This window comes from Mesorhizobium sp. B263B2A (assembly GCF_020165775.1).
GTDB lineage: Bacteria > Pseudomonadota > Alphaproteobacteria > Rhizobiales > Rhizobiaceae > Mesorhizobium > Mesorhizobium opportunistum.
Map to the genome: position 1 here is coordinate 169,147 of NZ_JAIUIU010000014.1, position 14,160 is coordinate 183,306.

Sequence of the window (14,160 nt, forward strand, 5' to 3'; positions counted from 1 at the left end):
TATGCATGGTGTTCATCCATACCGTAGATGCAAAGCGCCCGTCGGCTTGGACGGTTCAAGCGCAAAAGCCATGCCAACTGACAGAGCGCTTCGGCCTGGCTTGCTAAGGTATGGTTTGGCGCAGCCGGTGCCACCGAGAGACCTTCGGCCCTCGATCGCGAATGCGATACCCTCCTTTGCGGATGTCAGAAGCTGGAGAATAGAGTCCCCGCCTAATGGCCGCTCATGCTGAAGCGGTGGCCAAGATTCTCCTGAATTGCCCCTGACCGATAGTGAGTCGATTCCCTTACCTGGGCTGACAATGGGTTACGCAATTCAGGCCAGGCAACCAATCAGGCATGTCGAACTCGCGCGTTAAGGCCGTAGAGCGCAGCCGCAAACGCCAATATTGCTCAAGCCCTGCTACAACTTTGCAGCCGCCCGTCTATTCCGGTCGTCCGAAGAACTCTTTCCTGTGGCGAGCTGACAACAGACGCAACCCGGCGAGATTTCTCGCGACACGGAAGGGGCGCTTCAGAGCGCTTCTGCTTACGAAATACATCTGCATGAGGCTCGGAGTCTTATTGTGCGACCCCTGGTGTGCAACACGGTACACAGCGGCCCGGAACGGGAGGCAATTCAAGGGAGTTCCGCGCTTGGCCAGAGCTGGTGCTATACGGACGTGGCTGCCAAGCGTATCTTTGATCCATTCGATGGGGGCATCTTCGATTTTTGCCGGCAGCCCGTACAGATCCGAACGAATGATCAGCGATGTTCCGCAATAGTGACTGAACTGGTCACGACAGAGCAGAACATTGCCGCCATCGTCCCAGCGATACCCCTTGTCAATCCTCCAGCCGTTTTCGTTCGGATGCTTAGAAGCATACTGCACGATACGAGAGCTTACCAAATCGTCGTCGTCAACGATCATGAAGAAGCGGCTGCCAGCGGCATTGAGCATGCCGGCAAGAACACGGCGGCCTTTGTCGGCGCGGAATGAATCCAGAAAGTCGTTCTCAGTTGCATCGCCTCGCTCATGAATGTCGTTCGGTGGAAAGCTCACCCGGACCACCGAGAACTTATCGGGCATGACAGGAAGATCGGCCCCGTCATTGGCAACCACTATGCCTCGCCAATCGGGGTTGGTTTGATTGGCAATGGATGTGACGGTTTGGGCGAGGTTCCTCTTCAGGAGGCCCCAATCACGCGCGTTATCCTGATGCCTGACAGGAACAATGAACGTTACGGCAGTCATGACAGTCTCCAGTCTTTGACTGTGCCAACCGCCTGTTCTCTTGCCCATCTAATGCCGTCGTCATTCGACATTGCCTTGTAGGATAGATCGGTACCCCCTGAAAAAGCGTTCATGAACCGGCGAATTTTTCCGTAGTTGTTGTCCAGCACCGCGTGGGGGCGCCCTATGAGAATCGAACAGATGTGCACATGCAGGCGATCCGTAAGGATGGCCTTGCCACGGGAAATCTGCCGGATGCCGCGTCGAAAGCGGTTGTTGGCCGCGGCATTCAGTTTGCGCAACCGCACTTCTGAGGGGCTGAGGTGCAGCAACGCAGATGCCGCACCGAGCGCTTTTGCAACGCCCACCCTCGAGTGGCGCTCGGTGATCCAGTCCTCCCTTGGGATATGGGGATAGACAGAGAAATCGACCGCTCCGACCTGCTCCTTGTCCTGGCGAAGCATCGCGAGCACCGGGAAGCGGGGCGCATCAGGCTGCACACTGCCGATGCAAAAAGCCATGTCGGGGCAGAGATGCACCTGGCAATCGAACTTTTCCCGGGCGAACAGAAGGGATTCCTCGTCGCGCACCAGCAGCACGAAGTTCTTATGTCGGCCAATGGCGCGTCTGCTTTGCTCAAGCCGTTCCGGAGAGCTGTAATGGATCGATTGCGGAAACTGGACGATCTGCCGGTCGGGAAACAACTCCAGTATATGTTCCCGGAAGTCCTGGTGAGATACCCATAAGTCGCCGAAATTGCCGCCCCCATGGATAAATATGGGCCCACTCGGAGCCGTCCCCTTGAGTTCATCATGGGAAAAATCGTCCGTCGTGCAGACATAGGAAGGCCGCTTTGCGTAACGATCCTTCAAATAGGCAATCCCAGCCATATTGCCGAGTCGCCACAGTTCTTGATGTCGGGAAAATCCAGTATCGCTATCGGCTCATCGGGCCTGACGAACATCTTTAGGCAATCATGCGTTATGTCCTGCAGCGCAGCAATCAGTTCTAGTTCCTGAGCACCTGGCATCGTACCTCTCTTTTGAATTGACGAGCTGGAGATCACGCGTGGCTGACTTTGGACAGCACCTTGAAAGCGAGCTTTCTCACTTCGGTTTCCGGCCCATCCGGACGGCCCATAACGATCCAGAGAAAGAGACTGAAACCGCAATAGAGAGTTCCGCCGAGGCAGATGAGGACGGCGAGTTGGAGAACCAAGCCGGTCTGCGTGGTCTGAGCGCCAATGCAATGATCGGCGAGCGTTACACCTGCGGCCAGAACGGCCGAGCTGGCGAGCGCCCTGAAATTCGCCAACAACTGCGCCCTGACCGAGACATTGATGAGCCGCTCCACCACCACCATGTTGACGACAGCGCTGAACAGACCGGTGAGCACCCGGCTGAATATCAGCCCCGGAAGCCCCCAGCACCCCAAACCGATCGAAATCACCGGTATGCGGACAAGAAGCATCTGTGTATCACGCACGAACAGGGTCCGGGTCTGCCCCAGGCTGCAGCCCCATTCTGTCGGTGTCCTCTATGCCCAACTGCTCGGCACCGCGCCTGTCTCGCCATGGATGCGATCAAAGCTTCCTCGCGCTAGAACGGCGTGACTTGCGTGGGACCCGCCAACGCACCTCTCGCCAAGTCTCAGCACCACGGAGTTCCGGAATTTCCGGCCCGAGTCGCTGCTCGCGGACTTTGTCATCGCGTGTCTTCAATCGCGCGACCTCGTCTGGCCGCGAGCAGCACGCCACGCTGATTTTCGACATTTGCTGGAGCGTCCCGTTGCTTAAAGATAATCTTTGCGGATTCCGTTCAGCACCTCACCAAAGCGACTTTTCAAGCCGTCGAGCGAGCCATCGGGACTAAGCTGCGGTTCCCCGCGGCTGCTTCCCACAACCAGCTTGTGCACACCGCGCGGAAGCAGGCCCGAATTCAGGACCGTGCCGACGCCCACGAGCATTGTTTGTTGGTGCACCTCCCGGAATCCAGGCAACAGAAAGTCCCATAGCCAGAGATTGAGGTCGTCACCAAATTGCCGTGGCTCGATTCCCAATGATATGGAGTCATTTCGCCTCCGCAAACTTAGCTGTCCCGAGTTCCCTCAGTGTCAGCAGCAACTCAGGGTCACGCCACGCCCAACGCGCGAGCAGGCCGACGTTTGGCACTTTGCCGCGACGAAGAAGTCCGGCCTGGCTCCAAAGCGCCTGGCGACGCGCTCTGCCCTTGGAGGGTGGCGATTGACTCAACTTCCTCTGGCCGTCAGGCAAAGCAAGCTTCGAGCGCGTCGAGCGCTGCCCAGGTGTTGAATTGCTGCTGCAGGAAGCGGCGCGATGTGCGGTCGATGCGGTGAAAGATATTGACGCCCAAGCCGCGCACGACGCCCGGATCACCGCAGAGCAGGCTGCGCCGAGAGGCGAGGATTGTATCGCAGAAGAAAAGCACGTCCTCTGCGGCGCGCCGAAGAGTGGCGTCGAAACGGATTTTTTTGAAGATGGTACGGCCGATCACCATTCCAGAAAGATGGAGAAAGCTCCAGTCCTTCAGCATTGCGCTTGCAAGGTCAGGAACTTCGATGACAAGCGGCTGCTCCCCCAATCGAATCACCCGTCCGCCCCTGCAAGTTCGGATATTGCGAGGTGGTAATAGAACTCTTCGCTCGCTTGAATTGAGGCCCAGTAACAGTCCCCTCCGAAGCACAACATGCTCTCAAAAGCGTTGTGCAGATGATGTGGCAGCCAGGTGTCGTCTGAATCGAGGAAAGCGACGAGACGCGTCGAAGGCGAAACGTTCTCAAGCCCGGTGTTGCGAGCGCCACCAGGGCCGGCGTTGGCCTGCCTTATGACCGTGATGCGCGACCTCTGATCGGCGTCAAGCGCTTCCAGCTCGACCTCAGCCGGAAGAGGGGACTCATCGTCGATAACCAGAACCTCAAAGCCCGTATAAGTCTGCTCAAATACGCTCTGTAGCGAACGGCGAAGAATCCCCGCTTTTTTCTGATAAAAAGGGATGACGATTGTGAAAGAGGCCAATTCTCATCCATGCCTTCGGGAGGTCTGTGCGAGGCCCGAGTAACGCATTCGGCAATGGTTGGCCAAAGTGATTGTATGGATGATGATCATCCATGGCGTGGATAGGCCGTCTGCGGCGAGCGTGGCGTCATCTATGGCACCAATCAGCTCGGGTCTCGGGCGCACTCTCGTTTGCCCGTTCCCGTTGGCCCGGGGCGGCTGCTTCGACATGGCTAGCAGGCCAGCAGGAACACCGAATCCAGGGTTGAGCAAGCCGAACTACTGCCCCGGAACGTCGGCGGTGATCAGCCCCACTGGGTGGCGCGGGCATGGTCGGCGCAGTCGATCAGACCATGTTGCGGCGGTCAGTTTGTTACGACTTGATCGGACCCGGTTGAGCCACCATATACCGCCTCCGGCCGCTGGTCTTAGGTGCCTCATGCACCAGACCTCCAGGCTGAATTGAGTCAATTCATTTGACTGTCCGGGTCCAGAGGAACTCTCCCGAGGTGCCGGGCATCTTTGCTCTTCTTCGAGGTGTTTATGAAAGATTCACGCATTCCCGAGCCGGTGTTGACGGCCATGTCGGCGGGGACCCACATCACCCGTGCTTATCGTGAGCACCTTGGATATTCCGTCGAGGACCTGGCAGTGGCGTGCGGGCTTGCCGCTGAGGAAATCCTGAACATTGAGTCCGGTCTGAGATACAACAAGGGTTATAGGGACCGGATCGCAAAATCGCTGTCCCTACCCGCCGGAATTCTTGAGACGGAGGCGGACATATTGGACGCTGCCTGATCGGTGGAAGGCCGGTTTCCCGTTGGTTGCCGGGAAACAGGTCTCTCGTTTTCGCATTGTTGGAACCCAGCGTTTGCGCCACAGGTCCGTTTGCCCAGGATATCACCAACGCGAGCAGCAGGTGCCATACGCGCCCGGAGAGCCTAGCTCGGGCGCCGCTCGCGGCGCGTTCGGGGGGAATGCAGGATCACACATGCATTCCAGTCACGCTAACTGCCAAGCAGATGACCGGCATTTCGTAGGGCGGCGAGGAAGGGGCCGGCATGGACGGTGATATCGATCTTTGCCTGCGTTGAGAGGGGCATGCTTGTCCAGTTCTCCAAAGGCGCCATCAGATCTGAGAACGTGTCATTCACCATGCAATAGTGGGTAAGAAGGCCCTGCCTGTCCAACGCGACCACGCCAGTTTGTTCGCCTCGATACCGGATTGCCGCGATTCGCTGCACCTGCGGGTCATCGTCGACCCGCACGTCGAAAACCAATGTACCCTGGCTCCTCGCGGCTATCTCCGCGGCTCTTTCGCTGAAACTTGATGAGAGAGAGCGGACGCTTTCGACCGCCATCTGGAAAATCGCCCAATCCAGTTCCTGCGAGGCCATGTCGGCAATTGCGCGTAGTAGAGGGGTGATTGCAACGACGCATGCGGCTTGTTCACAGATGTCGGCTGACGACCGATCCTAACCGGGGTTCTGCCGCCCATCGTGCTGTCCGATTCGGACTGATGCTGAAGCGAGGGGGCACGCCCACTGAACTACCTCTCGGCACCACGCTCACTCCCTTGCTCTTGTTAGGCAGCGCGTGGCCTCCGCAGCCTCCGCTCTCCCACGAGTACGGGAATTCTTCCCAAGCCATATCGCGAGGCTTCGCATTTGTGATTCTAAGCGTATGCCCGGGTTTGAACATTGACCTAAGGAGGCTGCGCGGTGTCGCGACCCAGCCGCACCCTCGGCGAGTCAGCGCCACAGGGTTCACAAAGTTGACTGGCTGGGCTAGGGGGAGCGCAGAGAAATCTCCGGTCGCAGCCTTACCCGGTCAAAACAAGGATACCACGATGAAGACTCTCGTCATCTGCTCCGGCGGATTGGACTCCGTTTCCCTTGCCCACAAAGTGGCAGCGGAGCACGAACTTGTCGGGCTGCTGTCCTTCGACTACGGCCAGCGGCACAGCAAAGAACTGAAATTCGCCGCGATGTGCGCGCAGCGATTGGACATTGCGCATCAGATCATCGACATCCGCCAAATCGGCCGCGGCCTTTGCGGCTCCGCGCTCACCGATGGTGTCGACGTGCCGGACGGCCACTACGCCGAAGACACCATGAAGATCACGGTGGTGCCGAACCGAAACGCCATCATGCTGGCCATCGCCTTCGGACTCGCCGCCGCGCAGCAGCTCGAAGCAGTGGGGATGGCCGCTCACGGCGGAGACCATTTCATCTATCCAGACTGCCGTCCGGCCTTCATCGAGGCTTTCCAGACGATGCAGAACCGAGCGCTCGACGGAGACGCGCAGATCCGTCTTTATACGCCTTATGTGAACCTCACCAAGGCGGACATCGTCGGCGATGGAGCAAGGCACGGGACCCCATTTGCGCAGACCTGGTCCTGCTACAAGGGCGGCGAACGTCACTGCGGACGGTGCGGGACCTGCGTCGAGCGGCGCGAAGCGTTTCATCTGGCGCAGCACGCCGACCCGACCGACTATGAGGACACCGATTTCTGGCTTGAGGCGCTGCGGAGGCGGAGCGCCTGATGTTCCGCATTACCAAGGAATTCCACTTCTCGGCCTCGCATCAGCTCACCTCCTTGCCACCCGAGCACCAGTGCGCGCGACTGCACGGGCATAACTACATCGTCGTAGTGGAGCTCTCGGCCAAGGAGCTGAACTCGCACGGCTTTGTGCGCGACTATCACGATCTGGCGCCGCTCAAACACTATATCGACGAGAGCTTGGACCACCGGCACCTCAACGACGCGCTCGCGCATGAGCAGGTCACAGCGGAATACCTGGCCAGGCATTTCTATGAATGGTGCAAGGCACGGCTGCCGGAAACCGCCGCCGTGAGGGTGAGCGAAACCCCTAAAACCTGGGCGGAGTACCGGCCGTGACCGACACGCGGCCCGCAATCCGGGTCAGCGAGATATTCGGGCCGACGATCCAGGGCGAGGGCGTGCTCATCGGTTTGCCGACCGTCTTCATCAGAACCGGCGGGTGTGACTACCGCTGTTCCTGGTGCGACAGCCTCCATGCGGTTGACAACCAATTCCGCGATGAATGGAAGATGATGCCAGTGGACGCGGTGTGGCAAAACGTGGTTGCGCTTTCCGGCGCCCGGCCAGTTATGGTGTCCCTGTCGGGCGGCAACCCCGCCATTCAGCCCTTCGGCGGCCTGATCGAGCGGGGCCATGCTGAAGGTTACCGCTTCGCGCTGGAAACCCAAGCTTCGGTGGCCAAGGACTGGTTTGCCGAGCTTGACGTACTGGTCCTCAGCCCAAAGCCGCCGTCGAGCGAAATGAGGACCGATTGGGTTGCATTCGAGGCTTGCATCGAAGCGGCGCGGGAGAAGCCGCAAGTCGTGCTCAAGCTCGTCGTTTTCGACGAGAGTGACTACGCCTTCGCCAAAGACGCCGCCGCCCGATTTCCACGTCTCCCGGTCTATCTGCAACCCGGCAATCACACGCCACCGCGCCGTGGCGAGGAAGACGCAGCTGTCGACCTTGCCGGAATCATGAGGCGCATGGAGTGGCTGATCGAAAAGGTGACGCGAGACAGATGGTTCGAAGCCCGCGTATTGCCGCAGCTGCATGTTCTGCTCTGGGGTAACAAGAGGGCCGTCTAGGTCTCGCTCGCCGGTGTGGGAACTGCACCAATCTTATCCTCGGCCAGAATCTGGCGCCGTCAGCGCCGGACGGAACTAGAGCCCGTGCGCCTGTCGCGCCGCTGCTATGGCTTGGGTAAGCCCCCTCACGCCGACGTCAGCACCTTCTGGACCGCAGAAGGTGAACACCGGGCCTCTTTGGCTGCCTCACAGACCGTCCCTCGGCCTTCAGGGCCTTGATCAGGTCATGGTCTAGCGTCACCGGCCTGCCGGTCTTCCACGGCTCGCTTCAGCTATTTGACCGGGCCGCCTTGTGAGGCTGACGCGGCGCCAATCTTTACGGGCCTCTACGATGCGGCAGGCAACAAGGTCTACCGCTTAGTTGAGCGTCGGCCAGTTGGCTTTGTTTGGCGCACCCAGAGGTTGACCACTTTGTGCTACGCAAGCTCTGACGCCGCAACTTAACCTTTGGTTTTTCGTGGGTCTGCACCGTAGGTGCGTTCCTCGCGAATTGTTCCCTTTGCCTTGTGCAAAACCGCTTGGGCGAGGCCGCCAGCCTTATGAACAGCGCGACCTGCGGCCGTTGCGGCGGCCTCAGATGCTTTCTGGGTCTTGTGATCGGATACGGTGTTTCCGCCTTGCGTCACCTTCCAACCGCTCTTTGACGGCGACGAGTGAAATACAGTTCGTTTTGCCATTCGCATACTCCCATAGATGAACCGGCAAGCGCCGGAGTTTCGCGTGCGTAAACGTACGCACGCCAGAGCCGACTGCGGTGGAGTTATTTGTGGAAGACTAGTGTAAGAGGTTACTTCTTAGGTGGCTTGGGCGGTGGCGGCGGCGCAGGCTTGGGTGGCGGTGGCGGAGAAGGTCTGGGGGCCTCGTGCCTAACACCTTTGCGTTCTCCCGGCGGTTTCTCAGGTTGAAATTCGAAAGATGGAATCATGGCTTCCTCACTTAGTTCTCGCCTCGAAAAGGCAGACAACGATACGCTAAAGGAAATCTTGCGGGAAGCTGAGAGCCGACTTGATGCACAACTAACAATGGCTTTGGCAGCAGATTTGAGGGCGATGACGTTGCTCGGTTTCATGGTTGCGGTTGTCGCCGTAGTCGTCGCTGGCACGCTTGCTATCTATAAGTCCGAACACGTCGACATCTTCTTTGGTGCCGTTGGACTATTTGCGACGTTTGGGATGTCGGTTTCATCCTTTTACGCTTTTGAGGCGGCCAAGCCGATAGACTTTGATGCTGTGGGCAATTATCCCTCCGGCTGGGCATCTGATGCAGAAAGTGGGAAGCCGCTCCACATCGCCCTAGCTGAAGTCTGCGCCCATTACGATGAGATGCTGAAATCCAACAAGGCTGCCATGAAGAGCAGTAGCGAACACTTGCTGTGGTCCTCGCAAGTCGCACTAGGAACGATGTTTGTGTCCGCCTTTTTGGTGGCATGTCGTATCTTGCACCTGTTTCCCTACTGAAGGAGGGGAGGGCTGGGTACGATCTTGATGAACTAGATGCGACGAGAAGCGCGCAAGACCTAATCCGAAAGTTATGTTTGGAAAGGTAGGATCTGGCCCACGGTGTAGGGTGGTCGGATATCTAGGGCCGATGGTCCTAAGGACCGGTGGTGGCTGCAAAAAGCGTTGAGCAATTGCGGCTTTCCGGGACGCTTGCCAAGAATCCGGATACGTCAATCACTTCGAGCCGCCCGACGATCGGCCGATCGGTGAGCCATACGAATGGCTGTCGGCGCCAGGGCAAGCGGCCTGGAAAGAGATGGCGCCGACTTTGCTGCGGTATTGCCGCCGCGGGATTGTCGGTCTTACCGCGCTACTAGTTGGGAAAATGCGCAGCGGAGATCTGGGTGTTGCGGGCCTGAGAGCGCTCAACCAATGCCTGGGCTCACTTGGAGCCACGCCGGCGTCGTTCCCAAAGGTAGGTTGGGCGCCGCCTTCGGATGACCACGACGATTCTGCAGCCGAGTACTTTCGATAGGCGCGTTCAAGGGAGAATGTTCGGCGGCTCAACGTCAACGCAGCCATAGGCGCGGTCCGTCGCCAAGCCGCCTTCCTGCCTATATTCTGCCTTGAAGCAAAAGCGAAATGACTTCGGCTTCACGTCAGTTCTCCACCCACATCTAAAGGGTATGACCAGTTCATGCGGCACAGCGTTCATCCCGCATCCCTTCACACGGTGCGGGATTGCAAATTTCTTTGTTCGCCCGCCTTGTTTGACTGCCTCGATGATAGACCCAATCACACCGGTCAGGTCGTCATGATCGGTAAACACGATTACATCGTCCGGGTATTGAAACGACAACTCATGGACAAGCAACGCTCGTCTGTTGTGGTTCAGAATCTCGAATTTTAGGCTAGCCTGCCGTGAATACTCAACATACTCAGCCTGGTAGACGCCAAACGTAGGATTCACCTCACCAAGCACGGCGTCAGCTTGCCGTTTGGCTTGTGCGGCCGACAGCCATGCTAGCAGGGCGGAGATCAAAGAAACAGCGACCGCGACAGCGGCAATCCAATCAGAAGTCACCATGCCGAGGGCTTTCTCTATGCGGCTAACCGGGCGTTTTCTTAGGGTCGCGATCGCGGGGGAACGTTCTCTCCTCTTCATATCCGCCGCGCTTTTTCTCAATCCGGACAGAGCCGCCATCTTTCCCAATCGCGCTGGATAGAACGCCGCCAGCGGTGGCATCCGCTTTAGTTTCGAACCGCTTAGTAGCGCGGTCGGCACCATCTTTATGCAGTTTCCAGTCCTGTTTTTTCTTGTCAAACGACAGAGTGTATGTCGGCAGTTTGGTCATAGGATAATCTCCGAGAAGAAAGTGATGGCGGGCCGAAACCCGCCATCGTTAGAGCGTTACGGACACTCAGGAAGCGCCAGCAAATTATCGTTCCACTGGCCATCCGCGTGAGTGCGGACGTATTTCTCGTTGGGGCCATTGACCACAGCGACGTTGGCGCGCTTTCCGCCTACCGATGTGTAGAAAGTATGCGTGCCCGCTTCGATCCATTGGATCACTTGTGATCTCGACCATTTCCCGGTGGAGTTGCCGAGGTTTGTAATAGCCTCGTGCTTGTTCTCACGTGGGACTTTGTTGATGCAAGTTACCTGCACGTCTGCCATTGCAATTGCTCCTTTCGAGCGCTTTGCGGAGCAATTGGGAATGGCAGGGCTTGGGAGGATGTCTGACCATTACGTAGCTCCTGTGGCTTGTCAAAAACGCCTCAGGACGCTAGTTACCGACCTGCTATGGAGCGGACACGCGGTCTTGTTCGTCCACTCGGCACCACAAGACCGTGAGTACGCAACAGACAGAGGCAGACGGCGAATCACCGTCTGCCTCTTTTTTATGCAAAAATGGCATTCCAGTAAATGGCCAGTAACGTTTTGTTAACAATATAGTGACGCTGAGATAGTCAGCTTTGCTGTCGTATCGTCACTACCTCGTGGTCCGCCCAATCCTTTGAACGCGGCGCGCCATCATTTCCTTTTTACAGCAATCCGCAGATGTCAAAATACCCACCGCGCCCGGCGCGATCGACCGCCATGGAGTAAGCAATGGCTGCAAGTAGCGACGACCTGCTAATTAGCATTTCGACCGACCTCTCTACGCTGCAGGCGCGCATCAACGACATGGTCGGTATCGGTGCGAAGGGCCAGCAAGGAGCGGAACGGCGTCCTAGCGGACCAGGGGCGTGAGCTTGAGGCTCTGCGAACGAAATACAGCCCGCTGTTTGCCGCCCAGCAAACATACTTGGGAGTCTCAAAAACATTAAGATGGCGCAGGCGATCGGCGCAATTAGCGCGGATGAGTCCGCAGCTGCCATCGCGCGCGAGAAGGCTTCCTTTGCTGCGAACGTTGTTGCCATCAATACCGTGGCGAGCGCTCACCAAGCGCAATGCGCTCTCCCTTAACGCGTCCGCTGACAACTATCTCTTCTTGCATGCCGAGCTTGGCGTAGCGTTCGCCTTTAACGGTGGGACGGAACCATCGCTCCCGTGGATCGGCCCGTTCTCGGTCGCCAATGCCGTCGCAACCGGCGGCGTCAGCAGCATCGTGCAGGGGCGTTACGGTGCACAATACCAATCCGGCAATTCCGATCATCAAGCAACAGCCGTTCTTCTAGGCCTCCTTGGGCCATGCGCACATGATTTCGGTCCTCTCCCGCGTCCCACATCGGACTTGTATGCTGCACCGGCCGCCCAGTATTGTTGCGAAGGGGCGGGGCCACCGAAATGGAGCCTGAGGACGATCTGAAATCCCGTATCGAGGCTGCATTGGTTCGCGGCCACCTTAGCCAATGGCAGCGCCAGTTCCTCCTCGATATGCGTGACCGATTGGTGAAATACGGCCCGCGCACGCGGTTGAGCGCGAAGCAGTGGGCGAAGCTCTATGAGGCGATAGGACCCGCACATCCAGGCACCTACAAGCCCCCATCGCCGCGTTGGCGACCGCGCCGTTGGCGCAACCCACTCGTTCGGGAGGTTCGATACTTGGCAGGCAGGTTCGTCAGAACCTTTGGGATCGCTCTCGCATTGGTCGTCGGGTCCCTGATCTATTCGTTCGTTGTCAAGGGCGGCCAAATCACTTGGCCAAGCATGCCCTCCTTCGCGAGGTCAGACGCAGCAGGCTACAGGGTGCCACTTGCCAGAACCCAGTTCACCGTAACGGACGGAGATACCATTCGGCTCAACAGTTCCGCGAAGGGGACCCGGCTGGTTGGCTTCAACGCACCCGAAAGCATCGAGCCAAGGTGCGACTCTGAGGGAAACCTCGGGCGTCGAGCGAAGGCACGCCTCAAAGAGTTGGTTGCTGCGGCGAAGCTTGAGCTGAAGATGGTTCCATGTTCCTGCCCGGCAGGCACTGAGGGCACCGACAGGTGCAACTACGGGCGAAGTTGCGGCTCACTCTTTGCCGATGGCCAAGATGTGGGCGACATATTGGTGTCAGAGGGGCTGGCCGTCCCGTTCGCCTGCGGCTCTACAAGCTGTCCGCCAACGCCCCGCCCTTGGTGCGGATAGGATAAGACGCCTTCTCGCACAATGGTGTCCCAGCTCTGGCCCTTCCGCAGCATGTCCATGATCGCCTCGCTACGCTCGGCGTCTTCGGGACGGACCTTCATGTGACCCTCGGCCTTTGCCTTGGCGATCCCCTTGAGCCTGCCTGCGCGTCGGTCGTCATAGTACTTGCGGACAATGGCCGCGAGCATGTCGACCAGCATCCCGTTGATGGCGTCGAACATGGGTCCGGTGAAGGCGTCCTCGGTCTTCAGCATCATGTGCGAGGTCGGCAAGTCCAGCGCACCTTTGGAAACCCATCATTTGGCGTTGGCAATTTTTAGGAAACCCATGTGAATTACCCTGATCTTCCGTATCGTGGGCTCGGGGAGCGTATTTTTGGACAAGCTTCAAGTCATGCTATCGAAGGGCTACTTTCCAAAAGAGCTGCCGCCCCCTTTATAACCGAGGATTTCGGCGAGTATGCGCGGGAATTGTTGGCGATATGGGCCGCGAGCGGCCCGCTGAAGCCCAGCCATGCAAAGCATCAGAAATTTTGGGAGATAAGCGAGACTGAACCCGAACTCTACTCGACGCCAAAAGCGAAGAACGAGCGTCGACAACTGCACATTACAAACCCAGTGCCCCAGCTTCTGCTCGCTTCGGTTATGACAAGGAACTGGGCGACTATATCTCGCTGGCTGGACCGGCAGCGATTTAGCTTCTCCAGAACCATGATCTCATCCAAATCGTACAGGGCGATTGAGGAGCCCGACTTCAAGAGCAACGCGGTGCACAAACAACTCATTCGAGCTACCTACGATGTAGAGGTCAAATCAGACGTTCTTCGCTTCTATCCATCCATATACACCCACTCGGTGCTTTGGGCGGCCTATGGTAAGGAACGGGTCAAGAAAAACCGCAAGAAGTATAACGACAGCTTGGGTGATCGAATCGACGTACTTCTCCGTAAATGTAATCGAGGTCAGTCCGTGGGCATCCCGATAGGGCCCGATACATCCCGTATAGTCGCGGATATTCTCTCAGGCTACATCGACAGCAGACCGATGCTGAGGACCGGTCTTCAGCGCGGCGCAGCCGATCGCCTGCAGGATGATTGGGTAATAGGAACTGAAACTGTTGGTGATGCAGAACGACTGCTTTCTGCGTTACGGACGACCTACCTTGAGGTAGGTTTAGAAATTCACGGAGGAAAGACATCAGTTATCGGTAAGACCGTATGTCCGCTTCTGCCGGTGAGGTGGCTCACCCTACACTGCGCGTCCGAGGGTTGCTCGGGCGGTCCG

General features: G+C 58.0%; 15 protein-coding genes and 3 pseudogenes. 8 read left to right on the forward strand and 10 right to left on the reverse strand.

The window, feature by feature from the left end:
* Positions 1-424: 424 nt before the first annotated feature.
* From LB568_RS21650 to LB568_RS21670, 5 genes and pseudogenes are all read right to left on the reverse strand, one after another.
* Positions 425-1,234 carry a galactosyl transferase gene (locus LB568_RS21650; RefSeq protein WP_064993289.1) on the reverse strand — a complete coding sequence of 270 codons (810 nt, stop codon included), beginning with the start codon at positions 1,232-1,234 and terminating at the stop codon, positions 425-427.
* Positions 1,231-2,243 (reverse strand): annotated as a pseudogene (locus tag LB568_RS21655) (polysaccharide pyruvyl transferase family protein). Before LB568_RS21655 ends, LB568_RS21650 begins: the two are co-directional and overlap by 4 nt.
* A gap of 32 nt (positions 2,244-2,275) precedes the next feature.
* Positions 2,276-2,698 (reverse strand): hypothetical protein, encoded by a 423-nt coding sequence (locus LB568_RS21660; RefSeq protein ID WP_224713362.1) that lies wholly within the window; start codon positions 2,696-2,698, stop codon positions 2,276-2,278.
* A 396-nt stretch (positions 2,699-3,094) separates the two neighbouring features.
* Positions 3,095-3,285, reverse strand: a pseudogene (locus tag LB568_RS21665) (polysaccharide pyruvyl transferase family protein); the annotation flags it as partial.
* Positions 3,282-4,247: pseudogene (locus LB568_RS21670) on the reverse strand (glycosyltransferase family 2 protein). The pseudogenes LB568_RS21665 and LB568_RS21670, both read right to left, overlap by 4 nt.
* A 522-nt stretch (positions 4,248-4,769) precedes the next feature.
* On the opposite strand from LB568_RS21670, the gene LB568_RS21675 reads away from it, so the two are divergent.
* Positions 4,770-5,024, forward strand: a complete 255-nt coding sequence (locus LB568_RS21675) for a helix-turn-helix domain-containing protein (protein WP_064993353.1) — start codon at positions 4,770-4,772, stop codon at positions 5,022-5,024.
* A 209-nt stretch (positions 5,025-5,233) separates the two neighbouring features.
* Here LB568_RS21675 and LB568_RS21680 read toward each other — a convergent pair whose 3' ends face one another.
* The gene (locus LB568_RS21680) at positions 5,234-5,623 is read right to left on the reverse strand and encodes a hypothetical protein (RefSeq protein ID WP_064993287.1); all 390 of its coding nucleotides are present in this window, start codon (positions 5,621-5,623) and stop codon (positions 5,234-5,236) included.
* Positions 5,624-6,075: 452 nt separating this feature from the next.
* On the opposite strand from LB568_RS21680, the gene queC reads away from it, so the two are divergent.
* The 3 genes from queC to queE are packed head-to-tail and all read left to right on the forward strand — an operon-like array spanning position 6,076 to position 7,861.
* Entirely contained in the window at positions 6,076-6,774 is a 699-nt protein-coding gene (gene queC, locus LB568_RS21685) for a 7-cyano-7-deazaguanine synthase QueC (protein WP_064993286.1), read from the forward strand.
* The gene (queD, locus tag LB568_RS21690) at positions 6,774-7,130 is read left to right on the forward strand and encodes a 6-carboxytetrahydropterin synthase QueD (RefSeq protein WP_013533306.1); all 357 of its coding nucleotides are present in this window, start codon (positions 6,774-6,776) and stop codon (positions 7,128-7,130) included. The genes queC and queD overlap by 1 nt, the downstream gene beginning before the upstream one ends.
* Positions 7,127-7,861, forward strand: coding sequence for a 7-carboxy-7-deazaguanine synthase QueE (queE, locus tag LB568_RS21695; RefSeq protein WP_064993285.1), 735 nt, complete (start codon positions 7,127-7,129; stop codon positions 7,859-7,861). The genes queD and queE overlap by 4 nt, the downstream gene beginning before the upstream one ends.
* A 440-nt stretch (positions 7,862-8,301) precedes the next feature.
* Here the strand turns inward: queE and LB568_RS21700 are convergent, their stop codons facing one another.
* Positions 8,302-8,538 (reverse strand): DUF2188 domain-containing protein, encoded by a 237-nt coding sequence (locus tag LB568_RS21700; RefSeq protein WP_086081356.1) that lies wholly within the window; start codon positions 8,536-8,538, stop codon positions 8,302-8,304.
* Between the two features lie 246 nt (positions 8,539-8,784).
* Between LB568_RS21700 and LB568_RS21705 the strand changes: the two genes are divergently transcribed.
* The gene (locus LB568_RS21705) at positions 8,785-9,318 is read left to right on the forward strand and encodes a hypothetical protein (RefSeq protein WP_064993284.1); all 534 of its coding nucleotides are present in this window, start codon (positions 8,785-8,787) and stop codon (positions 9,316-9,318) included.
* Positions 9,319-9,841: 523 nt separating this feature from the next.
* Here the strand turns inward: LB568_RS21705 and LB568_RS21710 are convergent.
* The 3 genes from LB568_RS21710 to LB568_RS21720 are packed head-to-tail and all read right to left on the reverse strand — an operon-like array spanning position 9,842 to position 10,978.
* The gene (locus LB568_RS21710) at positions 9,842-10,387 is read right to left on the reverse strand and encodes a hypothetical protein (protein WP_086081355.1); all 546 of its coding nucleotides are present in this window, start codon (positions 10,385-10,387) and stop codon (positions 9,842-9,844) included.
* A 22-nt stretch (positions 10,388-10,409) separates the two neighbouring features.
* Positions 10,410-10,655, reverse strand: a complete 246-nt coding sequence (locus LB568_RS21715; protein WP_084015674.1) for a DUF2188 domain-containing protein — start codon at positions 10,653-10,655, stop codon at positions 10,410-10,412.
* Positions 10,656-10,711: 56 nt separating this feature from the next.
* Positions 10,712-10,978, reverse strand: a complete 267-nt coding sequence (locus tag LB568_RS21720) for a DUF3892 domain-containing protein (RefSeq protein WP_064993282.1) — start codon at positions 10,976-10,978, stop codon at positions 10,712-10,714.
* Between the two features lie 435 nt (positions 10,979-11,413).
* On the opposite strand from LB568_RS21720, the gene LB568_RS21725 reads away from it, so the two are divergent.
* The 3 genes from LB568_RS21725 to LB568_RS21735 form a co-directional block, all read left to right on the forward strand.
* Positions 11,414-11,554, forward strand: coding sequence for a hypothetical protein (locus tag LB568_RS21725; RefSeq protein WP_181168594.1), 141 nt, complete (start codon positions 11,414-11,416; stop codon positions 11,552-11,554).
* A gap of 900 nt (positions 11,555-12,454) precedes the next feature.
* Complete coding sequence (locus LB568_RS21730) at positions 12,455-12,877, forward strand: thermonuclease family protein (protein ID WP_224655965.1); 423 nt, start codon at positions 12,455-12,457, stop codon at positions 12,875-12,877.
* Between the two features lie 329 nt (positions 12,878-13,206).
* The coding region (locus LB568_RS21735) for an RNA-directed DNA polymerase (protein WP_140700728.1) at positions 13,207-14,160 on the forward strand (954 nt) is incomplete at its 3' end.

Coding starts and splice junctions, on each gene's coding strand:
- LB568_RS21725 (WP_181168594.1), top strand. CDS start 11,414: ATGGCTGCAAGTAGCGACGACCTGCTAATTAGCATTTCGACCGACCTC.
- LB568_RS21680 (WP_064993287.1), bottom strand. CDS start 5,623: ATGGCCTCGCAGGAACTGGATTGGGCGATTTTCCAGATGGCGGTCGAA.
- LB568_RS21720 (WP_064993282.1), bottom strand. CDS start 10,978: ATGGCAGACGTGCAGGTAACTTGCATCAACAAAGTCCCACGTGAGAAC.
- LB568_RS21650 (WP_064993289.1), bottom strand. CDS start 1,234: ATGACTGCCGTAACGTTCATTGTTCCTGTCAGGCATCAGGATAACGCG.
- LB568_RS21730 (WP_224655965.1), top strand. CDS start 12,455: ATGCCCTCCTTCGCGAGGTCAGACGCAGCAGGCTACAGGGTGCCACTT.
- LB568_RS21710 (WP_086081355.1), bottom strand. CDS start 10,387: ATGGTGACTTCTGATTGGATTGCCGCTGTCGCGGTCGCTGTTTCTTTG.
- LB568_RS21715 (WP_084015674.1), bottom strand. CDS start 10,655: ATGACCAAACTGCCGACATACACTCTGTCGTTTGACAAGAAAAAACAG.
- queC (WP_064993286.1), top strand. CDS start 6,076: ATGAAGACTCTCGTCATCTGCTCCGGCGGATTGGACTCCGTTTCCCTT.
- LB568_RS21705 (WP_064993284.1), top strand. CDS start 8,785: ATGGCTTCCTCACTTAGTTCTCGCCTCGAAAAGGCAGACAACGATACG.
- queD (WP_013533306.1), top strand. CDS start 6,774: ATGTTCCGCATTACCAAGGAATTCCACTTCTCGGCCTCGCATCAGCTC.
- LB568_RS21700 (WP_086081356.1), bottom strand. CDS start 8,538: ATGGCAAAACGAACTGTATTTCACTCGTCGCCGTCAAAGAGCGGTTGG.
- LB568_RS21675 (WP_064993353.1), top strand. CDS start 4,770: ATGAAAGATTCACGCATTCCCGAGCCGGTGTTGACGGCCATGTCGGCG.